The following is a 21,154-nucleotide window of genomic DNA, read 5'->3' as shown; positions in this document are numbered from 1 at the left end:
CGGTTCAGCGCCGACCGGTGCGCGCCAGCGCGGCCACGGCCAGCGCCAGAGCGAGCAGCCAGCCGGGGTGGCTGGCGCCGCCGCCACCGTCCCCGCCCGCGGCCGACGCGACCAGTTCGATGCGCGCGCTGTCCTCGCGGCCGTGGTCGTCGGTCACCGTCAGCCGCACGCGCAGCGTGCCGGCGGCGTCGGCGCGCAGCGTCGCGGTGCGTGCGTCGACGGGTCCGTCGAAGCCGGCGCTGCCGGCCTCGAGCGCCCAGCGCCAGGCGACGATCTGCGCGCCCAGCGCGGCGCTCGACGCGCCGGCGTCGAGCGCCACCGGCGCGCCGACCCGCGGCGCCGCCGGCACCGCGCCGATCGCCGCCGCGGGCGCCTGCGCCGCGGCCACCGCGGCGGCCGCGTCGAGCAGGCCGGCGCCACAGGTGTCGCTGCTGCAGTGGCATTCGCTGTCCTGCGCGGCGTCGTCGAACCCGGCGGGAACGCGGCAGGCCGGGATCGACGGATCGTCGACATGCGGCGGGAACGCACGCGCGGTGGCACGCAGCCGCGCGGCCACTGCGTCGGGCGTCAGCGCCGGGTGCACCGACAGCACCAGCGCCGCAGCGGCAGCGGCCAGCGGCGACGCGAAGCTCGTGCCGAGGGTCGCGTCGGCCTCGCCACCCGTGTAGCTCGGCGCGAGCGGCGTCGTCGTGCCGGCGTCCGAGGTCGTCGTCAGCGGGTACACGCAGGTGCCGGTGAGGTTCACGCAGTTGCCCGCCGGCGCCGCCAGCGTGACCTGCGGCCCGAGGTTCGAGTAGCCGACCTTGGTGCCGCTGTGCCGCACCCCGGCGACCGTGACCACGCCGGCGCAGTTGCCCGGCTGGTTCACGGCGACGCCCTCGTTGCCGGCGGCGGCGACGACCACCGCACCGGCGGCGCGCGCGGCGTCGATCGCGCCCTGGTAGCCGCGGTCGCAGGCATTGGCCGAGCCCAGGCTGAGGTTGATCACGCGCGCCGGGTGCGGGTTGGCCGGCACGCCGGGCACGCTCAGCCCGGCGGCCCAGCGCACGCCGGCGGCGATGTCGGACACGTAGCCGCCGCACTTGCCGAGCGCGCGCACCGGCAGCACGCGCACGTCCCAGCCGGCGCCGGCGATGCCGATGCCGTTGTCGGTCGCCGCACCGACCAGCCCGGCGACCTGCGTGCCGTGCCAACTGCTGTCGGCGACGCCGCAGTCCTCGAACGCGCCGCCGGCGTCGTCGGCCGCGGTGACCCAGTCGCCCGGATCGGACGGATCGGCGTCGCGGCCGTCGCCGTCGTTGGCGATCGCCGCGTCGCTGACGAAGTCGTAGCCCGGCAGCAGCTTGCCGCCCTCGGCGGCGTGGCCGAGGTCGGGGTGGTCGAAGCGCACCCCGGTGTCGACGACCGCGACGACCACGCCGGGCTGCCCGCGCGTGACCGACCAGGCGCCGACGGCGTCGATCGCGGCCCCTTCGGCGCCGTCGGGCGTGCGCAGGTACCACTGCCCGGCGGCCGGCGTCGTCGACTGCCCGCCCGGCAGCCGCGGGTCGTTCGGCAGCACCTGCGCGACGCGTTGGCGGCGGTCGACCTCGACCCACTCGACGCCGTCGTCGCCGGCCAGCCGCGCCGCCAGCGCCTCGGCGCCGATGCCCGCGCCGAACACGACCTGCGTGCGCGCGTCGATGCTGGGCCCGTCGACCAGCGCGATGCCGCGGCGCAGCGACAGCAGGCGCGCCATGCGCAGCGCCGGCTCGACGCCCGGACGCGCCGCGGCGAGCGCGCGCTCGGTGACGGCGCCGGGCTTGAAGCGCACGATCACGCGCGCGCCGCCGTCGTCCGGCGTTGCCGCGCGTGCCGCGGTCGGCCCGCGCTCGACGGCCGGCGCACCCGTGGCCGCGGCGCCGACGGCGGCGAGCATCAGCGCAACGGCGGCGCGGCGGACGGGCGTGAATGCGGGGGTCGGCGGCATGGTCGGGCGGGCTCGGTCAGGGCGTCGGCATCGGGCGGCACCGGACGCGGCGATTGTGCCCAGACCCGCGTCGCGGTCCGGTGGCGTGAAAGAGAAGGGCCGCCTCGCCGGCGGCCCCATCGCGACGCGCGCGGCGGTCAGCGTCCGATCACGCGCGCCATCTCAAGCACCTTGCACGAGTAGCCCCACTCGTTGTCGTACCAGGCGACGACCTTGACAAAGGTGGGGTCGAGCATGATGCCGGCGTCGGCGTCGAACACGCTGGTGCAGCTCTCGCCGCGGAAGTCGGTGGCGACGACCTTGTCCTCGGTGTAGCCGAGCACGCCCTTCATCGCGCCCTGGCTGGCGGCCTTCATCGCGGCACAGATCGCGTCGTAGCTGGTGGCGTTCTTCAGTTCGACGGTCAGGTCGACCACCGACACGTCCGAGGTCGGCACGCGGAACGACATGCCGGTGAGCTTCTTGTTCAGCTCGGGGATCACCCTGCCCACCGCCTTCGCCGCGCCGGTGCTGCTGGGGATGATGTTCTCGAGGATGCCGCGCCCGCCGCGCCAGTCCTTGTTGCTCGGGCCGTCGACGGTCTTCTGCGTCGCGGTGGCCGCGTGCACCGTGGTCATCAGCCCGCGCGCGATGCCGAACTGGTCGTTGAGCACCTTGGCCACCGGGGCCAGGCAGTTGGTCGTGCACGACGCGTTGCTGATGATCGTCTGCCCGGCGTAGGTGTCGTGGTTGACGCCGTAGACGAACATCGGCGTGTCGTCCTTCGAAGGCGCGCTTTGGATGACCTTCTTCGCGCCGGCGTCGAGGTGCTTCTGGCAGGTGTCGAGCGTGAGGAACAGGCCGGTCGACTCGACGACCACGTCGGCGCCGACGTCGCCCCACCTCAGCTCGGCCGGGTCCTTCACCGCGGTCAGTCGGATCTTGCGGCCGTCGACGATCAGCGTGTGGCCGTCGACCGCGACCTCGCCCTTGAAGCGCCCGTGCACGCTGTCGTAGCGCAGCATGTACGCCAGGTAGTCGGGCTCGAGCAGGTCGTTGATGGCGACGATCTCGACGTCGTCGCCGAAGTGCTTGTGCGCGGCGCGGAACACCATGCGCCCGATGCGGCCGAAGCCGTTGATGCCTACGCGGATGGTCATGACGGATCTCCTGGGAAACGAAGGTTGGCGACGATCACTGCGACGAGAGGACCTGGCGCACCGTGTCGGCGACGTTGCGCGCCGTGAAGTGGAAGTGCTCGAACAGCGCCGGCGCGGGCGCGCTCTCGCCGTAGGTGTCGATGCCGACCACCGCGGCGCAGCCGTACTTCCACCAGAAGTCGGTCACGCCGGCCTCGACGGCGATGCGCGGCAGCTTCGGCGGCAGCACCTCGGTCTTGTAGTCGGCGCCCTGGCGGTCGAACACCGTGGTGCTGGGCATGCTGACCACGCGCACCGCGATGCCGTGCTGCTGCGCCAGCAGCTGCTGCGCGTGCAGCGCCAGCTGCACCTCGCTGCCGGTGGCGACGATCACCGCCTGCGGCTTCTTCTTCAGCCCGACCTCGCCGGGCTCGGCCAGCACGTACGCCCCCTTGGCGATGTCGTCGAGCGCGGACTTCGGCGCGTACGGCAGGTTCTGCCGGGACAGCAGCAGCGCGCTCGGGCGCGTGGGCTGGCCCAGCGCCATCGTCCACGCGATCACCGTCTCGGCGGTGTCGGCCGGGCGCCACACGTCGAGCCCCGGGATCAGCCGCAGGCTGGCCGCGTGCTCGACGCTCTGGTGCGTCGGCCCGTCCTCGCCCAGCCCGATGCTGTCGTGCGTGAACACGTGCACCACGCGCTGCTTCATCAGCGCAGCCATGCGGATCGCGTTGCGGCTGTAGTCGCAGAAGGTCAGGAACGTGCCGCCGTAGGGGATGAACCCGCCGTGCAGCGCGATGCCGTTCATCACCGCGGCCATGCCGAACTCGCGCACGCCGTAGTTGATGTGGCGGCCGCCGTTCGGCGCGCCGTCGGCGCCGAAACGCAGCGCCGGCGTGTGCGGGGTGTTCGTCAGGTTCGAGCCGGTCAGGTCGGCGCTGCCACCGAGCAGTTCGGGCAGCGCCTTCGTGAACGCCTCGAGCGCGATCTGGCTCGCCTTGCGCGTGGCCACCGTCTGCGCCTGCGCGTGCGCCGCCACCGCGGCGTCGACCGCGACCTGCGCGAATCCCGCCGGCAGCCGGCCCGCCATGCGGCGCTCGAATTCGGCGGCCAGTTCGGGGTGCGCGGCGCGGTACGCGGCCAGGCGGTCGTGCCACGCGGCCTGCGCGGCGGCGCCGGCGGCCTTCGCGTCCCAGGCCGCGTAGACGGCCGCGGGGATCGCGAACGGCGCGTGCGGCCAGCCCAGCGCCTCGCGCGTGAGCCTGACCTCGTCGGCGCCGAGCGCCTCGCCGTGCGCCTTCGCGCTGCCGGCGCGGTTCGGCGAGCCCTTGCCGATCGTCGTCTTCGCGACGATCAGCGTCGGGCGGCCGCACGGCGTCTTGGCCTCGCGGATCGCTGCGTCCATCGCCGCGACGTCGTGCCCGTCGACGGGGCCGATCACGCGCCAGCCGTAGCCGGCGAAGCGCAGGCCGACGTCGTCGACGTACCACGGCGCGACCGGGCCGTCGATGCTGATGCCGTTGTCGTCGTAGATCGCGACCAGCTTGTCGAGCTTCCACGCGCCGGCCAGCGCGCAGGCCTCGTGACTGACGCCTTCCATCAGGCAGCCGTCGCCGAGGAACACCCAGGTGCGGTGGTCGACGACGGCGTGGCCCGGACGGTTGAACTCGGCGGCCAGCAGCTTCTCGGCCAGCGCCATGCCCACCGCGTTGGCGACGCCCTGCCCGAGCGGGCCGGTGGTGGTCTCGACGCCGGGTGTGACGCCGACCTCAGGATGCCCGGGGGTCCTGCTGTGAAGCTGGCGGAAACGCTTGAGCTCGTCGATCGGCAGGTCGTAGCCGCTGAGGTGCAGCAGCGCGTACAGCAGCATCGAGCCGTGGCCGTTGCTGAGCACGAAGCGGTCGCGGTCGGGCCAGCGCGGGTCGAGCGGGTTGTGCTTCAGGTGCCGGCCCCACAGCGCGACCGCGACCTCGGCCATGCCCATCGGCGCGCCCGGGTGGCCGGAGTTGGCCTGCTGCACCGCGTCCATCGCCAGCGCGCGGATCGCGTCGGCCATCAGCTTGTCGACGGCGGTCGCCGCGCGCGGGGTGTCGAGGGTTGGGCTCATGCGAGTGGGACGACGCCAGCGGGGAAACCCCGAATTCTAGAGGTGCGGGATCACGGCCCCGAGGCCCCCAGCTTGCCTGCGACCGGGCGCGACGGTCTTGACTTGTCTCAAGCCCGCGGGCGCCGCGCCCGCGATGTTGCCTACACTGGCGGCGCATGACGATCGCCCCGCCGACCGCGCTGATCCTCGCCGCCGGCCGTGGCGAGCGCATGCGCCCGCTGACCGACGTCACGCCCAAGCCGCTGCTGCAGGTGCGCGGCAAGCGGCTCATCGAGTGGCACCTCGAGGCGCTGGCGCGCGCCGGCGTGCGCGAGGTGGTGATCAACACCGCGTGGCTCGACGGCCAGTTCGCGCCCGCGCTGGGCGACGGCACGCGTTTCGGGCTGTCGATCGCGTATTCGATGGAGGGCCGCGACCACGGCGGCGCGCTCGAGACCGCCGGCGGCATGAAGAAGGCGCTGCCGCAGCTCGGCGAGCGCTTCTGGGTCGTCGCCGGCGACGTGTTCGCGCCCGACTTCGACTTCGCCGCCGACGCGGTGCGCGACTTCGCCGCCAGCGGCCAACTCGCGCGGCTGTGGCTGGTCGACAACCCGCCGCACCACCCGCAAGGCGACTTCGGCATCCGCGACGCTCTGGCCACCACCGACACCGAGCCGCGCCTGACCTGGGGCAGCCTGGGGCTGTTCGGCGCCGCCTTCGTCGACACGCTGATGCAAGACGTGCGCGTCGGCGAGCGCGCGCCGCTGCGCCCGTACCTGGAAGCCGCGATCGCACGCCGCGCGCTCGGCGCCGAGCGCTATCGCGGCCGCTGGGCCGACGTCGGCACGCCCGAGCGGCTGGCCGCGCTGAACGCGGAATGAGCGCGAAATGAGCGCGGCTACTGCGCCAGCGGTGCGGTCAGCGCGTCGATGCGCGCCATCAGCTCGGCGCTGAGCCTATCGGCGACCTCGAGCGCGCCGAGGTTGCTGCGCAGCTGGTCGACGCGCGACGCGCCGGTGATCACGCTCGACACGCGCGGGTGCCTCGTGCACCAGGCGATCGCCAGCTGCGCGGTGGTCGCACCGATCTCGGCGGCGATCGGCGCGAGCTGCGCGACGGTGTCGTTCTTCGCGCGGTCGGTCAGGCCGTCGCGCAGGAACGCCAGGTTGTCCATCGCGCCGCGGCTGCCCGGCGGCACGCCGTCGCGGTACTTGCCGCTCAGCAGCCCCGACGCCAGCGGGCTCCAGGTGGTCAGGCCCAGGCCGATGTCCTCGTACAGCCGCACGTACTCCTGCTCGACGCGCCGGCGGTGGAACAGGTGGTACTGCGGCTGCTCGACCACCGGCTTGTGCAGGTGGTGGCGTTCGGCCACCTCCCAGGCGGCGCGGATGTCGGCCGCCGACCACTCGCTGGTGCCCCAGTACAGCGCCTTGCCCTGGGTGATCATGTCGCTCATCGCGCGCACCGTCTCCTCGATCGGCGTCGCCGGGTCGGGGCGGTGGCAGTACACGAGGTCGACGTGGTCGAGCCCGAAGCGCTTCAGGCTTCCGTCGATCGCCTGCATCAGGTACTTGCGGTTGAGCGTGTCCTTGCGGTTGACCGCGTCGCCGCTGCGGTCCAGCCCCCAGAAGAACTTGGTGCTGACGACGTAGTTCAGCCGCGGCCAGCCCAGCCGCTTGAGCGCCGCGCCCATGATCTCCTCGCTGCGACCGCCGGCGTAGACCTCGGCGTTGTCGAAGAAGTTGACCCCGGCGTCGTAGGCGGCGGCCATCATCTCGACCGCGGCGTCGACGTCGACCTGGTTGTGGTAGGTCACCCACGAGCCCAGCGACAGCTCGCTGACCTTCAGCCCGGCGTGGCCCAGACGGCGGTAACGCATGGTGTTCGACTCCCGATGTTGGACACGTTCGATGCGAGGCGGCGAGTGTCGCAAAGCCGCGCGAGAATGCGCCGATGCAAGGTCAATCGCTGCGCACCCCGGCGCCGGCGCTGCGGCTGGCGGTGATCGGCGCCGGGCCCGCCGGGCTCGCGCTGGCGCTGCGCGCCGCGCAGGCGCTGCCGGCGGCCGAGGTCACGCTGTTCGACGCGCGCACGCCCGGGCACGACGTCGCGCGCGACCCGCGCACGCTGGCGCTGTCGCTGGGCAGCGTGCAGCTGCTGCGTCGCCTCGGCGCGTGGCCGCTCGACGTGGCGCAGCCGATCGCCGAGGTGCACGTGTCGCAGGCGCCGCCGACGCTCGAGCTGCCGCTGGCGGGCCTGCGCCAGGCCGAGGTGCGCATCCGCGCCGCCGACGAGGCGGTGCCGATGCTCGGCGCGGTGCTCGCTTACGGCGCGCTGGTCGCGCCGATGCAGGCCGCATGGTTCGCCTGCGCGCAGGCCGGGCCGCAGCGCCTGCACACGCGCTTCGGGCACCCGGTGCGCGCGGTCAAGCCGCTCGAAGGCGATGCCGGCGTCGAGGTCGACGCCGGCATCGCCGAACGCTTCGACCTGGCCGTCGTCGCCGAGGGCGGCGTGTTCGCCGACCAGGCGCGCAAGGCGATCGCGCACGACTACGGCCAGACCGCCTGGGTCGGCACCGCGACGCTCGAAGGCGCCGCGCCGGGCGTCGCGTTCGAGCGCTTCACGCGCGAGGGGCCGCTGGCTTTGCTGCCGCTGCCGGCGTCGAGCGACGGCGCGCGACGCGCCGCGCTGGTGTGGTGCGTGGCCAGCGCCGACGACCCGGTGGGCGCGCTCGACGACACGCAGCGCATCGCGGTGATCAACACGCGGCTGCCCGAAGCCGCCGGGCGCGTCGTCGCGCTGTCGCCGCTGAAGGCCTTCGCGCTCGGGCTCAACGCCGAGCGCACGCTGGTGCACGGCCGCACGGTGCGCATCGGCAACGCCGCGCAGACGCTTCACCCGGTGGCCGGGCAGGGGCTGAACCTGGGGTTGCGCGACGCCTTCGCGCTGGTGCACGCGCTGCGCGACCTGCGCGACGCGACCGGCGTCGACGCGGCGCTGCGCCGCGTCGAGTGGGCGCGCGCGCCCGACCGCTGGAGCATGATCGCCGCGACCGACTTCCTCGCGCGCAGCTTCACCTGGCGCTGGCCAGGGCTGAGCGCGGCGCGCGGCGTCGCGCTGGCCGCGCTGCAGGCCGCCGCGCCGCTGAAGTCGGCGCTGGCGCGGCAGATGATGTTCGGGCGGCGCTGAGCGCAGGCGCGTCAGCCCGGCGCCGGTGCGCGCCGCGGCCGGGCCGACGCCTTCTTCGCCCCCGTCGCGCGCCGAGGCGGCCCCTTCGCCGCGCGCCCCGCGCCCTGCCGAGCGCGGGCGGCCAGCGCCAGCTCGCGAACACGCGCGATGTCGTCGTCGGTGATCACGCCGTGCACGCCGCTGATCGCGGCGAGCCTCATGCCGTGCTTGAGGCCCAGCTGGTAGATCTCGCGCACCTTCTCCCACTCGATCTGCCGGCCGACCGTGAAGTTCTCGAAGCGGCCCTCGAGCGCGAGCACGATCGTCTCGGCGAGGCACGCGTAGGTCACGCCGGGCGGCAGGCCGATGTGCTTCATCTTCGGTTCGCCCGGCAGCTGGATCTCGCCCGACTCGATGACCAGCACGTCGGGGCGCTTGACGACTTCCTCCGGCGGCAGGTCGAGCGGGCGCGCGACGTCGGTGATCACGCAGCCGGGCTTGACCTTCATGATGTCGAGCACCTTCTTGCCCGCGCCCGAGGTGGCGGTGACGATCATGTCCATCTCGCCGAGGTGGCGGTCGGTGCGCGCGGCCAGGTGCACCGTCGCACCGGGGCTCTCCTTGAGGATCGACTCCTTCAGCGCGAGCAGCTTGGCCGTCTCGGGCGACACGAGGTAGATCTCCTCGGCGGCGCGCGCCAGCAGCCGCGAGCACGCGGCGCCGATCGCGCCGGTCGCGCCGACCACCATGGCCTTGAACCTCACGCGCTCCTTGCCCCTCGGCGGCGGCAGCAGGCCCAGGCGCAGCAGCGCGTCGTGCGCGGCCCACAGCGCGGCCGAGGCGCTGTAGCTGTTGCCGGTCGTGATCGGCAGCGGCGCGCGGCGGGCCACCGTGACGCCGGCGTCGCCGACGACTTTCGTGAACGCGCCGAGCCCCATGATCTGCGCGCCGAGCCGCTTGGCCATCTCGGCGGCGGCGAGCAGCCGCTTGTAGGTGAACTCGGGCGGGTGGCTCATGATCTCGTGCGGCGTGCCGCCGACGCTGATCAGCCAGCCCTCGGCCTCGACGCCGGTGGGGCTGCGCACGCCGGTGACGCGCGAGTAGACGAACGGCGGTGCGTACGCCAGCACCTTCTCCAGCGTGTCCATGAACAGCGGCGGCGAGAACTGCGACAGGACCTCGACCGGCTTGACGACCTTGAAGTACTCCTGCGACAGCGGGTGGATCACGAAGGCGAAGCGGTTGACGCGCCGCAAGCCGTTCGGGTACAGGATGCGCGGCGCCAGCTGCAGGCCGGCGAGGATCTCGAGCAGGTCGTCCTCGAGGATCTGTTGCGGCGGCTTACGGCGCGCGGCGACGATCATCGCGTGCAGCAGGTCGGGCGCGATGACGTGGCCCTCGACCAGCGGCGCACCGTCGATGACCATCTGCACGCCCTTCCTGGCGAGCGCGGCCAGCCGCTTGTCGCTGACGGTCGAGGTGACGACGGTCTTGCCCGCCAGCTCCTGCGCGCCGAAGGCGTCGAGTTCGTGCACCGGCGCGACGACCACGGTGGCCTTGCGCATCGCGTGGCGCAGCACGTGCTGCGACCACTGCGCCAGCAGCGGCGCCGGCGTCAGCCGCGGCGGCACCCAGTCGGCGACCAGGTGCGCGCCGCTGGCGTACAGCTGCAGCGCGTCGAGCGAGCCGAGCAGCTTGGGCACGCCGAGCTGCAGCAGCGGGTCGGCGAAGCGCAGGTTCTCGGTGTACTCCGACATCGCGTGCGCCAGCTTGCGGCCGGCCAGCCCCGAGAAGAACAGCACGCGCGCGTTGTCGAAGTAGTGGCCCAGCTCGGCCTGCGCGTGGCGCACCGCCCATTCCTGCACGATGTCGGCCAGCCGTGCCCCGGTGGTCAGCGGCGTGCGCTCGGCGGCGGCGGCGAGCTTGTCGGCGTGGTGGTCGGTGCGCGCGCCGAACCCGTCGCTGTCCTTGACCAGCCCGACGCCGATCGCCGCGGCGTTGCCGTCCCACTGCGTCACCAGCTTCAGCGCGCGCTCCAGGCTGCCGTTGGTGCCCAGGCGCTGCACGTGCAGCCGCTGACCGAGGAAGCGGGTGGTGAAATCGAAGTCCTGTTTGCTCGAACCCAAGCTGATGCCGACGACGGTCTTCATACTCTCGCCCTGGTGGCCGCGCCCCGGCGCGGCGTTTTCGACTTCATGATGGAGACCATCCCGTGATCAGCCACACGATCGGCGACCTCGCCCGCCACATGGGCCTGCCGGCCCTCAAGCGCGCCGCAGGCGCCGTGACCCGGCTCGTGCCGATCCCGCAACCGGTGCTGATGGTAGGGCCGGGCGCCGCGGTGCGGCTGGCCGAGGCGCTGGGCGACTTCGGCCACCGCAGGATCCTCGTCGTCACCGACGCGCAGATCGTCCGCCTGGGGCTGCTCGCGCCGCTGACCGACGCGCTGCAGCGCGTCGGACGCGGCTTCGTCGTGTTCGACGAGGTCGAACCCGACGCGCCGATCCCGGTGGTCGAGCGCGGGCTCGAGCTGATGCGCCGCGACGCCTGCGACGCGGTGCTCGCGGTCGGCGGCGGCTCGGTGATCGACGCGGCCAAGGTCATCGCGATGGCCGCCGCGAACCGCAAGAAGCCGGCGGCGCTGGCCGGCTACTTCCGCGGCCTGCACGGGCCGGTGCCGATCTACGCGGTGCCGACCACCGCCGGCACCGGCTCCGAGGTGACCGTCGCCGCGGTGATCTCCGACCCCGAGCAGCAGCGCAAGCTGGTGGTCGCCGACACGCGCATCGTGCCCGACATGGCCGCGCTCGACCCGACGCTGATGACCGGGCTGCCGCCGGCGGTGACCGCGGCCACCGGCATGGATGCCTTGACGCATGCGGTCGAAGCCTACATCAGCCAGTGGGCCTCGCCCGCCACCGACCGCCTGGCACTGGCCGCCGCGGGCATGGTGTTCACGCACCTTCCGCGCGCCTTCGCGCAGGGCGACGACCTGCTCGCGCGCGAGCGCATGGCGCTGGCCGCCACCTATGCCGGCATGGCCTTCACGCGCGCCAACGTCGGCAACGTGCACGCGATCGCGCACCAGCTCGGCGCGCGTTACCACACGCCGCACGGGCTGGCCAACGCGATCATGCTGCCGCACGTGCTGCGCTTCTCGCTCGGCCCCGCGGCGCCGCGGCTGGCGGCGCTGGCGCGGCATGTCGGCGCCGCCGGCGACGACGTCGCCGACGCGGTGGCCGCGCAGCGCTTCGTCGACGCGGTGCAGTCGCTCAACGACCGTCTGGCCATCCCGCGCCGGCTCGACGCGCTGCGGGCAGACGACGTCGAGGCGCTGGCACGGGCCGCGTGCCGCGAGGCCGACCTGAACTACCCGGTGCCGCGCGTGATGGGCCTCGACGACTGCGCCGCGCTGCTGCGCGCGGTGCTGCCGCTGCCGCGCGGCGCCGCGCGGCAGCGCCGCGACGCGGCTGCCGAGGCGACGGGCGCCGGCGCGCCGGCCGAGGACGCGCCCGCTGGCGCGGCGCGGCGCGCGGCACCGCGCAAGAAGGCGGCTGCAGGCAAGGCGCAGGCAGCCGCCCCTGCGACGGCACGCCGTGCGGGCGGCAAGCGCACCGGCACGCGCCGCGCCGCGTCGACCTGAGCCGGACCGCGTCACCCCCCGGCCAGGAACCGCTCGACCAGCGCGTACTGCTCGGGCGTGTTCAGCGCCGGGGCGTGGCCGCAGCCGGCGATCGTCGCGACGACCGCGCGCGGCCCGCGCGTGCGCATCGCCTCGGCGACCTCGGGCAGCAGCAGGTCCGAGTGCTCGCCGCGCAGGCACAGCACCGGCACGTCGAGCGCGTCCCACGCGGCCCACTGGTCGTAGTCGCGCGGGTGGTGCACGAACTGCTGCACCATCGCCGGATCGTAGTGCGGCGTCCAGCGTCCGTCGGGCAGCCGCCGTGCCGAGGTCTCGGCGAGCAGCCGCCACATCGGGTCGGACAGCCAGCCGTACGGCGCGTAGACGGTGCGGAAGTACTGCTCGAGCTCGCGCAGCGTCGCGAACGCCGGCGGGTTGCCGGCGTAGGTGCGGATGCGTTCAACCGCCGCGGGCGCCAGCTCGGGGCCGATGTCGTTGAGCACCAGACGTCGGATGCGCCCGCGCAGGCTGCCGGCCGCGGCCTTCAAGCCGATTGCGCCGCCCATCGAGGTGCCCAGCCACACGCAGTCGCGCACGCCGAGCTGGTCGAGCAGCGACACGGCCAGCTTCTCGTAGAACGCCAGGCAGTACTCGGCCTCGGGCCTCGGGCTCCACTGGCTGAAGCCGCGGCCGATCGTGTCGGGGCAGATCACGCGCCAGCGCGGCGCGAGGTGCGCGGCGATGTGGTCCATGTCGCGCCCGGTGCGCGCCAGCCCGTGCCACGCGACGACGACCTCGGCGCCGCTCGCGCCCCACTCGGTGTAGTGGATCTCGCGGCCTTCGCAGGTGCGGTAGTTCGACGTCATCGTCGCGTTCACGGCGCCAACCTCCGCGCTGCGCGCTGCGGGACGAGCGCTTGGTAGCGGCCCGGCGCGCATGGCACGACCCTCCGCGCTGCGCGCTGCGGGACGAGCGCTCGGGAGCGGCCCGGCGCGCTCATGGCCGCACCTTCAGCGCCAGCGCGCGCAGCCGCCCGACGATGCCGGTCGGGAAGTGGTACACCGACAGCACGAACAGCACGCCCAGCCACAGCAGCCAGCGGTCGGGGCTGATCACCTGCGCCAGCACCGGGACGCCCTCGACGGCGCCGGCGCCGACCTTCAGCAGGTCCTGCAGGTAGTTCTGCGCCAGCACGAACAGCACCGAGCCGATCACCGCACCGTACAGCGTGCCCATGCCGCCGATCACGACGATGAGCAGGATGTCGAGCATGATCTCGAAGCTCAGCGTGGTGTCGGGCCCGACGTAGCGCAGCCACAGCGCGAGCAGCGCGCCGGCGATCGTCGCGAACAGCGCCGCGAGCACGTTGCTCAGCGTGCGGTAGACGACGGTGCGGTAGCCGATCGCCTCGGCGCGGAAGTCGTTCTCGCGGATCGCCTGCAGCACGCGGCCGAACGGGCTGTTGACGATGCGCAGCAGCAGCAGGAACAGCACGAGCACCGCGACGAACAGCAGCCAGTAGGTGATCGCCTTGCCGTCGATCAGCAGGCCGAACACCTCGGTGTCGAAGGGCTCGAAGCTCGGGCTCAGCCACTCGGGGTTGCGGAACGACAGCCCGTCCTCGCCGCCGGTGAAGTCCGACAGCTGCGACGCCAGCGTCATGAACGCCGTGGCCACCGCGAGCGTGATCATCGCGAAGAAGATCGCCTTCACGCGCAGGCTGAACAGCCCGATGACGAGCGACAGCGCGACCGAGACGACGATGGCCACCGCCAGCCCCAGCGCGACCGCACCCCAGCCCGCGCCCAGCCGTTCGCTGGCGATCGCCACGCCGTAGGCGCCGATGCCGAAGAACATCGTGTGCGCGAAGCTGACGATGCCGGTGTAGCCCAGCAGCAGGTCGTAGCTGGCCACCAGCAGGATGAACACCAGGATCTTGGCCACCACCGACATCGACTTCGCGCCCGGGAACAGGAACGGCGCCAGCGCGAGGACGACGAGGATGACGACCAGCGTCGCCGACAGCCAGCGGCTGCGGGGCAGGTCGTGCGAAAGCAGGCGGTTGATCACGTCAGCGGCTCCCATGCGCGTGGCGCGGGCCGGCAGGCCATGCGCGAGTCGGCAGCGCGGTGGCTCTTGTCGGCCCGTTGCGGTCGGTGCGCGTCCGCTGGCCGGCGCATGCCACCGTGGTGCAAGCCGAGGCCAGCGGGCTCCCTTCTCCTCCATGTCCCCCGGGACGGGCTGCGCCCGCCCCTCCTCCTTTACTTACGGAGAAGGGAACCCACTGTCCTCGGCCGGCTTCCGCGTTGGTGTTTGACGGTCGAATGCCAAGAGTGCCTCCGCGAATCTGGGAGCGGGCCGGCCGGGGCGCGCGTGGGAGGCGCCGAGAAGCGCAGGGCGGCTGGCCGCGCGCGCAGCGCGCTTCCACATCTGACTCGCTGCGTCCGTCCCGGCGCAGCGCACGAAGGGCGCGGAGCGAGTTACGCAGCGGGCCAGGCGACCGAGCATCGCAGTGGAGTCGGCCCAGCGGGCCGACCGCCTCCGTCGCGCGCACCGGCCGGTCCGCTCCCGGCTTCGCCGCGCTGGCCGTCGAACGCCACCACAAGGAGGCTCTCGCGAAGGGCTGTTCAGGGCCAAGGACAGCCACTCGTTCTGGCACGTCCGCCATCACCGTCTGCCCGCTCATCGGTTCGTCACCGGGTACAGCCCCTGCGGGCGCCACAGCAGCACGGCGACCATCAGCGCGATGTTCGAGAACAGCGCCACCTTGGGCGCGAGGAAGCCGGTGTAGTTGGCCATCAGCCCGACCAGCAGTGCGCCGACCAGGCTGCCGTTGACGCTGCCCAGCCCGCCGATGATGATGACGATGAAGATCAGCACGTTGACCTGCGCGCCGATCTGCGGCACCACGCTCTGCTGGTACAGCGCCCACAGCACGCCGCCCAGCCCGGCCAGCGCGCTGCCGGCGACGAACACGCCGACGAACAGCCGCCGGATGCGGTAGCCCAGCGCCTCGACCATGTGGCGGTCCTGCACGCCGGCGCGGATCAGCAGGCCGATCTTGGTGCGCGACAGCGTGAACACCAGTGCGGCGAACACCGCCAGCCCGATCGCCGCGGCGAGCACGCGGTACCTCTCGATCGCCGCCTCGCCCAGGTACCAGGCGCCGCGCAGCGCGTCGGGCAGCGGCAGCGCGATCTGCAGGGGGCCCCAGATCACCTTGATGATCTCCTCGCCGACGATCATCCCGCCCATCGTGATCAGGATCTGCTTGAGGTGCAGCCCGTAGACCGGGCGCACAATCACGCGCTCGAAGGCCCAGCCGACTGCGCCGGCCACCGCCATCGCCACCACCATCGCCGCGAACACCGCAGCGAAGCCGCCCCAGCCGGCACCGGCCGCATAACCCATCACGCTGGTGGCCATGAACGCCCCCAGCGCGATGAACACGCCGTGGCCGAAGTTCAGCACGTCCATCAGGCCGAACACCAGCGTCAGCCCGGAGGCGATGACGAAGAAGATCAGCCCCATCGCGAGGCCGGCCAGGGTCAGCGTCAGCCAGGTGCTGATGCTGCCGGTGGCCGGCAGCGCGAGCGCGACCACCGCCACCAGCAGCGCCAGCGGCTTCCAGTCGAAGCCGGCCTTCGGGATCGCCTCGTCCGCGGCGTCGGGCGCGACGCGGGTCGTCGTGGTCGTCGTCATTGGTGTGCCCCCAGCGACAGCCCGAGCAGCCGCTGCTGCAGCGCCTCGTCGTCGGCGAGTTCGGCCATCGCGCCGCGGTGCACGACACGGCCGTCGTCCATCACCGCCACCGTGTCGCCCAGCGCGCGGGCCATCTGGAAGTTCTGCTCGACGAGCAGGATCGTCGTCTTCTGCGCCTTCAGCTCGCGCAGCGCCGAGATCAGGTTGTGCACGATCGCCGGCGCCAGCCCCTTGCTCGGCTCGTCGATCAGGATCAGCGCGCGCGGCTCGACGATCGCGCGCGCCACCGCGAGCATCTGCTTCTGCCCACCGCTGAGCTTGCCGGCCGGGTACAGCCAGAACTTCTTCAACGCCGGGAACAGGCCGAAGACCCAGTCGAGCCGCGCACGGTCGAGCTCGCCGGCGTGACGCGCGCCGCGCGCGGCCAGCACGATGTTCTCCTGCACCGTCAAGTCGGTGAAGATGGCCATCGTCTCGGGCACGTAGGCGATGCCGCGCTGCGCGATGTCGGGTGTCTCGCGTCCGTGGACCGGCTCGCCGCGGAACATGATCTCGCCGCGGCTGGGCGGCACCAGCCCCATGATCGTGCGCAGCGTCGTCGTCTTGCCGGCGCCGTTGCGGCCGAGCAGCATCGTCACCTGCCCCTCGGGCACCTCGAGGTCGACGCCGTGCAGGATGTGGTACGCACCGATGTGCGTGTGCACGCCGGCCAGCGACAGCACCGGAGCCGGGTTCATGCGCCCTCCTCGACCGCCGCGCCCAGGTACGCCTGCTGCACGACCGGCGACGCGATCACCTCGGCCGGCTCGCCGTCGGCGACCAGCGCGCCGTTGTGCAGCACGACGATGCGGTCGCTCAGCTCGCGCACCACGTCCATCTTGTGCTCGACGAGCAGGATCGTGCGGTCGCGCCGCGCCTTCAGCGCGCGGATCAGGTCGAGGATCACCGGCACGTCGTCGACGCTCATGCCGGCGGTCGGTTCGTCGAACATGTAGACCTTGGGGTCGAGCGCCATCAGCAGCGCGACCTCGAGCTTGCGCTGGTCGCCGTGCGGCAGCGCCGCGGCGTGCACGCCGGCCTTGTCGCCGAGCTGCACCTGCGCCAGCAGCCGGTGCGCCTCGTCGATCCAGGCGCTGCGGTCGAGCCAGACCCTGAGCAGGTCGATGCCGCCGCCCCACAGGCCCGCCGGAGCCCTGCCCTGCTCGCGCGCCTGCACCGCCAGCCGCACGTTCTCGAGCACGGTGAGGTTGGGGAACAGCTGCGTGAGCTGGAACGCGCGCCCCAGCCCCTTGCGCGTGCGCGTCGGCGCCGGCAGCGCGGTCAGGTCGTCGCCGTCGAGCCGCACGCGGCCCTCGCTGGCCGGCAGCTGCCCGCTGATCAGGTTGAAGTAGGTCGTCTTGCCCGCCCCGTTGGGCCCGACGATGGCCGTCAGCGTGCCCGCGGCGAAACGGCACGAGACATGGTCGACGGCCACGTGGCCGCCGAAGCGAATGGTGAGGTCGACCGTTTCGAGCATGCAGGGCCCGCCCGGGCACGAGGCCGGGCTTCGTTCCTCTGACTGGCGCCCCCTCCCGCAGGGGTGCGGGGGGAGCAGTGCGGACAGCGCGAGACGCCGGGTCGCCGACGGCGACTCAGCGCTTGTTGCGAATCGGGATGTCCAGTTCCTCGGCCTTGATCACGCGCACCAGCTCGGGCACGCCCCAGGCGAACGCCGGGTCGTTCTTGATGCGGAAGTGGTACATGTCCTGCATCGCCTGGTGGTCTTCCTTGCGGAAGGTCATCTTGCCCTTCGGCGTCTCGAACGACATGCCCTCCATCGCCGCGATCAGCTTGTTGGCGCCGGTGTCGCCGCCGGTCTTCTTCAGCGCCTCGACCACCGCGATCGCCGCGCTCATGCCGCCGGCGGTGAAGAAGTCCGGCGGGCTCTTGTGGCGGCTGTAGTGGTTGGCGACCAGCCACTCGTTGACCGGGTTCTTCGGGATGCCGAAGTAGTAGTACAGCGCGCCTTCCATGCCCTCGAAGTTCTTGTACGCGACCATCGCCGGCAGGATGTTGCCGCCGGTGGCCAGCTTGATGCCGAAGCGCTTGTCGAGCTCGAGGTCGGCGATCTTCGGGAACGGCGTCGGCGCGCCCGACCACACCACCGACAGGTACTTGTTGCCCGGCTGGTCCTTGAGGCGGTCGATGATGCGCTGCAACCCCGCGGTGAAGTCGGTGGTGCCCACGGGCAGGTACTCCTCGTGGACGATCTTCGCCTTCTTCGTGAACTCCTTGGCCGCCTTGACCGCGTCGCGGCCGAACGCGTTGTCGTTGGCCAGCACCGCGATCACGTTGTTCGGCTGGTCGAGCGCGGCGGCGTTGGCGGCGGCGTCCTGCGAGCTGTTGCGCCCGGTGCGGAAGATGTACTTGTTCCACTTGTCGCCGGTGATCGAGTCGGCCACCGCCGGCTCGACGAGCAGGATCTTCTTGTACTCCTCGGCCACCGGCAGCATCGCCAGCGCCACCGGCGACGCCGTCGGGCCGACCGCGATGTCGACCTTGTCGTCGGCGTAGGCCGCGGCCAGCTGCGCCTTGCCCACGTCGGGCTTGCCCTGGTCGTCCTTCTCGATGACCACCAGCTTCTTGCCGGCCACCGTCATCGTGCCGCCGGTCGCGTACTCCAGCCCCATGTGGAAACCGGTGATGGCCTGCTTCGCGTAGGCCTCGAGGGGCCCGGTTTTGCTCTGGATGATCGCGATCCTGACCTCGCCCTTGCCTTGGGCGAACGCACCCGACGTGACCGAAAAACAGGCAGTGACCGCCAAAGCAGCAGCGAGGGCGCGGCGGTGCGAGGAAAAATGTACGGACATTGGACAGTCTCCGGGTTTCTGTGGGCCGAAACGCCGACAGCGGCGCTCCGTTGCCCTGTGAGCCGCAAGGCTCGTGCCACGACGCACCGAATCAGTGCAAACCCTGATGCGACTGCCCGACCGGCGAGCGCACCGCCGCGTTGAGCGCAGTCAAGCCGGGGGCAGACGTATTCGTGCATGATTCAGCACTTATAGAACCAAGTCCCCCAAGATGAACCCTGCCGAATGGCCGGCCGCGCTCATCGCGCGCGTCGGCGAGATGTGGTCGATCACGCTCGCCGGGCTGGCGATCGGCGTGCTGTTCGGCTTCTTCGCGCAGAAGTCGCGTTTCTGCCTGCGCTCGGCGGTGATCGAGTTCGCGCGCAACACCACCGGCGGCAAGCTCACGGTGTGGTTGTTCGCCTTCGCCACCGCGATCGGGCTGACGCAGGCGTTCATCGTGCTGGGCTGGCTCGACGTGTCGAACGCGCGCCAGCTCGCCGGGCGCGGCAGCATCTCGGGCGCGCTGGTCGGCGGCGCGATGTTCGGCGCCGGCATGATCCTCGCGCGCGGCTGCTCGAGCCGGCTGCTGGTGCTGGCGGCGCAGGGCAACCTGCGCTCGCTGCTGTCGGGGCTGGTGTTCGCGGTCACCGCGACCGCGGCGATGGGCGGCATCCTGTCGCCGCTTCGGCTGTGGCTGGCCGAGCTGTGGACCGTCGAGGGCGGCAGCGCGCGCGACCTGATCGTGATCACCGGCATCGGCCACGGCGGCGCGCTGCTGTTCGCCGGCGTCTGGCTCGCCGCCGCGGTGGTCTGGGCGCGGCGGCAGAAGGTGCCGCCGTGGGGCTGGGCCGGCGGCATCGGCGTCGGCGCGATGGTCGCGCTGGCCTGGCTGGCGACCTATGCAATCTCGCGCGAGTCGTTCGACATGATCATCGGCGTGCAGAGCCTGAGCTTCACCGGCCCGGCGTCGGACGTGTTGCTGCTGGTGCTGTCGCCGCCGGGGCAGCCGCTGAAGTTCGACATCGGGCTGGTGCCGGGGGTGTTCATCGGCTCGTTCGTCGCCGCGGCGCTGGCCGGCGAACTCAAGCTCGAGGGCTTCCAGGGCGGGCCGGCGATGCGCCGCTACATCGCCGGCGCGGTGCTGATGGGCTTCGGCGGCATGCTCGCCGGCGGCTGCGCGGTCGGCGCCGGCGTCTCGGGCGCCGCGGTGTTCACGCTGACCGCCTGGGTCACGCTGTTCGCGATGTGGGGCGCGGCGATGTTCACCGACTGGTGGATCGACCGCCGCCACGAGGCGGCGCCGCAGGCACCGGCCGAGCCGCCGCTGTCGAAGGCCGCGCCCGCGTAAGTCGCCGCCGGCGGGCCGACCGCGCCGGGCCTCAACCCATCCCGACGATCACGACGATCGCCACGCCGATCGCCAGGTTGACGCCGACCCAGCGGCGGATGCCGGCCATCGCCGCGCCGCCGCGCGGCCAGTCGCCGGCGGCCACGGCCTGGCGCAGCCGGCGGTACAGCGCGAAGCGGATGTGGCCGAAGATCGCCATCATCAGCAAGCCCAGCGCGGTCATCGCGTTCCAGGTCCACGGCATCGTGGCGCCGGCCGCGTGGGCCAGGCCGATCAGCGCCAGCCCGCTGCCCAGCACGAGCACGACCACCGCGAGCACCGCGGCGAAGAAGCGGCCGAGCACGTCGTGCATCAGGCGCAGGCGCTGCGGCGGCTCGAGCGCCGCCACCGCGGGGCGCAGGAAGAAGTGCGCGAACACCATGCCGCCGATCCACACGACGATGGCCAGCAGGTGCAGCGTCTTCAAGGCGGCGTAGAGCATCGCGGGGGTCTCCTGGCCGGCGCTCAGCGCGCGCCGGCGGGGTCGAGGTCGGGCCAGCGTTCGAGCCGGTCGTACAGCGCGGCGCGCGACATGCGCAGCAGCTTCGCGGTCGCGACGCGGTTGCCGCCGGTGGCCGCCAGCGCCGCGGCGATGGCCGCGTGCTCGACCTCGGCGACCTGGTCGGCCAGCGGGCGCAGGCGGTCGGCGCCGACGCCCGGCGTCGTGGGCGCCATGGGCGTCACCGGCGGCAGCGCGGCAGGGTCCGGTACGACGGGCGACGCCGCCGCGTCGGGGTGCGCGGCCGCCGGCGCCGCGCCGAAGTGCGTCGCCGTCAGCACCAGGTCGTCGGTCATCAGCGCCGCCTGCTCGAGCACGTTGCGCAGCTCGCGGATGTTGCCCGGCCAGGTCTGGCGCGCCAGCCAGTCGAGCGCGTCGGCCGACACGCTGCGCGCCGGCAGCCCGCTGCGCCGCGCGATGTCGTCCATCAGCGCCTCGGCCAGCGCCTCGATGTCGCCGGCGCGCTCGCGCAGCGGCGGCACGCGGATCGGCAACACGTTGAGCCGGTAGTACAGGTCGGCGCGGAACGTGCCGTCGGCGACCATCGCCGGCAGGTCGCGGCTGGTGGCGGCGATCACGCGCACGTCGACACGTTCGAGCCGGTTGCTGCCCACCGCCTCGACCTCCTGCTCCTGCAGCACGCGCAGCAGCTTGCTCTGCAGCGCCAGGGGCATGTCGCCGATCTCGTCGAGGAACAGCGTGCCGCCGTCGGCGAGTTTGAACTTGCCGTCGCGCCCCTTGCGGTCGGCGCCGGTGTAGGCGCCCGGGGCGA

Annotated in this window: 17 protein-coding genes; 4 read left to right on the top strand and 13 right to left on the bottom strand. The window is 72.8% G+C overall.

Annotated elements, in window-relative coordinates; all coding sequences use genetic code 11:
* Nucleotides 1-4: 4 nt before the first annotated feature.
* The 3 genes from PKC53_RS15525 to tkt form a co-directional block, all read right to left on the bottom strand.
* Nucleotides 5-1,969: a S8 family serine peptidase gene (locus PKC53_RS15525; RefSeq protein ID WP_324430208.1), complete on the bottom strand. Its 1,965-nt coding sequence runs from the start codon at nt 1,967-1,969 to the stop codon at nt 5-7.
* A 137-nt stretch (nt 1,970-2,106) separates the two neighbouring features.
* The gene (gene gap, locus PKC53_RS15520) at nt 2,107-3,108 is read right to left on the bottom strand and encodes a type I glyceraldehyde-3-phosphate dehydrogenase (RefSeq protein ID WP_324430206.1); all 1,002 of its coding nucleotides are present in this window, start codon (nt 3,106-3,108) and stop codon (nt 2,107-2,109) included.
* 34 nt (nt 3,109-3,142) lie between these two features.
* A complete protein-coding gene (tkt, locus tag PKC53_RS15515; RefSeq protein ID WP_324430204.1) occupies nt 3,143-5,194 on the bottom strand; it encodes a transketolase in 2,052 nt (683 codons plus the stop codon).
* A gap of 155 nt (nt 5,195-5,349) precedes the next feature.
* On the opposite strand from tkt, the gene PKC53_RS15510 reads away from it, so the two are divergent.
* Nucleotides 5,350-6,054 (top strand): nucleotidyltransferase family protein, encoded by a 705-nt coding sequence (locus tag PKC53_RS15510; protein WP_324430202.1) that lies wholly within the window; start codon nt 5,350-5,352, stop codon nt 6,052-6,054.
* A gap of 17 nt (nt 6,055-6,071) precedes the next feature.
* Here the strand turns inward: PKC53_RS15510 and PKC53_RS15505 are convergent, their stop codons facing one another.
* Nucleotides 6,072-7,052, bottom strand: coding sequence for an aldo/keto reductase (locus PKC53_RS15505; protein ID WP_324430200.1), 981 nt, complete (start codon nt 7,050-7,052; stop codon nt 6,072-6,074).
* Nucleotides 7,053-7,126: 74 nt separating this feature from the next.
* Between PKC53_RS15505 and PKC53_RS15500 the strand changes: the two genes are divergently transcribed.
* The gene (locus PKC53_RS15500; RefSeq protein WP_324430198.1) at nt 7,127-8,362 is read left to right on the top strand and encodes an FAD-dependent monooxygenase; all 1,236 of its coding nucleotides are present in this window, start codon (nt 7,127-7,129) and stop codon (nt 8,360-8,362) included.
* A gap of 11 nt (nt 8,363-8,373) precedes the next feature.
* Here the strand turns inward: PKC53_RS15500 and PKC53_RS15495 are convergent, their stop codons facing one another.
* Nucleotides 8,374-10,491 carry a dehydrogenase gene (locus PKC53_RS15495; RefSeq protein ID WP_324430196.1) on the bottom strand — a complete coding sequence of 706 codons (2,118 nt, stop codon included), beginning with the start codon at nt 10,489-10,491 and terminating at the stop codon, nt 8,374-8,376.
* 62 nt (nt 10,492-10,553) lie between these two features.
* Here PKC53_RS15495 and PKC53_RS15490 point away from each other — a divergent pair, with 62 nt between their 5' ends.
* A complete protein-coding gene (locus tag PKC53_RS15490) occupies nt 10,554-11,984 on the top strand; it encodes an iron-containing alcohol dehydrogenase (protein WP_324430194.1) in 1,431 nt (476 codons plus the stop codon).
* Between the two features lie 11 nt (nt 11,985-11,995).
* Here the strand turns inward: PKC53_RS15490 and PKC53_RS15485 are convergent, their stop codons facing one another.
* The 6 genes from PKC53_RS15485 to PKC53_RS15460 all read right to left on the bottom strand — a co-directional run bounded on the left by PKC53_RS15485 (nt 11,996) and on the right by PKC53_RS15460 (nt 18,514).
* On the bottom strand, nt 11,996-12,829 hold the full coding sequence (locus PKC53_RS15485) for an alpha/beta hydrolase (protein WP_324430221.1): 834 nt from the start codon (nt 12,827-12,829) through the stop codon (nt 11,996-11,998).
* Nucleotides 12,830-12,959: 130 nt separating this feature from the next.
* Complete coding sequence (locus tag PKC53_RS15480; RefSeq protein WP_324430192.1) at nt 12,960-14,033, bottom strand: branched-chain amino acid ABC transporter permease; 1,074 nt, start codon at nt 14,031-14,033, stop codon at nt 12,960-12,962.
* Nucleotides 14,034-14,645: 612 nt separating this feature from the next.
* Nucleotides 14,646-15,665, bottom strand: a complete 1,020-nt coding sequence (locus PKC53_RS15475) for a branched-chain amino acid ABC transporter permease (RefSeq protein WP_324430190.1) — start codon at nt 15,663-15,665, stop codon at nt 14,646-14,648.
* On the bottom strand, nt 15,662-16,402 hold the full coding sequence (locus PKC53_RS15470) for an ABC transporter ATP-binding protein (protein WP_324430188.1): 741 nt from the start codon (nt 16,400-16,402) through the stop codon (nt 15,662-15,664). The genes PKC53_RS15475 and PKC53_RS15470 overlap by 4 nt, the downstream gene beginning before the upstream one ends.
* Complete coding sequence (locus PKC53_RS15465; protein WP_324430186.1) at nt 16,399-17,181, bottom strand: ABC transporter ATP-binding protein; 783 nt, start codon at nt 17,179-17,181, stop codon at nt 16,399-16,401. The genes PKC53_RS15470 and PKC53_RS15465 overlap by 4 nt, the downstream gene beginning before the upstream one ends.
* A gap of 115 nt (nt 17,182-17,296) precedes the next feature.
* Nucleotides 17,297-18,514, bottom strand: coding sequence for a substrate-binding domain-containing protein (locus PKC53_RS15460; protein ID WP_324430184.1), 1,218 nt, complete (start codon nt 18,512-18,514; stop codon nt 17,297-17,299).
* A 211-nt stretch (nt 18,515-18,725) separates the two neighbouring features.
* On the opposite strand from PKC53_RS15460, the gene PKC53_RS15455 reads away from it, so the two are divergent.
* Nucleotides 18,726-19,844 carry a YeeE/YedE family protein gene (locus PKC53_RS15455; RefSeq protein WP_324430182.1) on the top strand — a complete coding sequence of 373 codons (1,119 nt, stop codon included), beginning with the start codon at nt 18,726-18,728 and terminating at the stop codon, nt 19,842-19,844.
* Between the two features lie 31 nt (nt 19,845-19,875).
* On the opposite strand, the gene PKC53_RS15450 is transcribed toward PKC53_RS15455, so the two are convergent.
* A complete protein-coding gene (locus PKC53_RS15450; RefSeq protein WP_324430180.1) occupies nt 19,876-20,325 on the bottom strand; it encodes a CopD family protein in 450 nt (149 codons plus the stop codon).
* Between the two features lie 23 nt (nt 20,326-20,348).
* On the bottom strand, nt 20,349-21,154 hold an 806-nt coding region (locus PKC53_RS15445; protein ID WP_324430178.1), incomplete at its 5' end, for a sigma 54-interacting transcriptional regulator.

It is taken from the genome of Azohydromonas sp. (assembly GCF_035325925.1).
In the GTDB taxonomy this organism is placed as follows: domain Bacteria; phylum Pseudomonadota; class Gammaproteobacteria; order Burkholderiales; family Burkholderiaceae_C; genus Calidifontimicrobium.
This window is presented reverse-complemented; position numbering and strand designations above follow the sequence as displayed.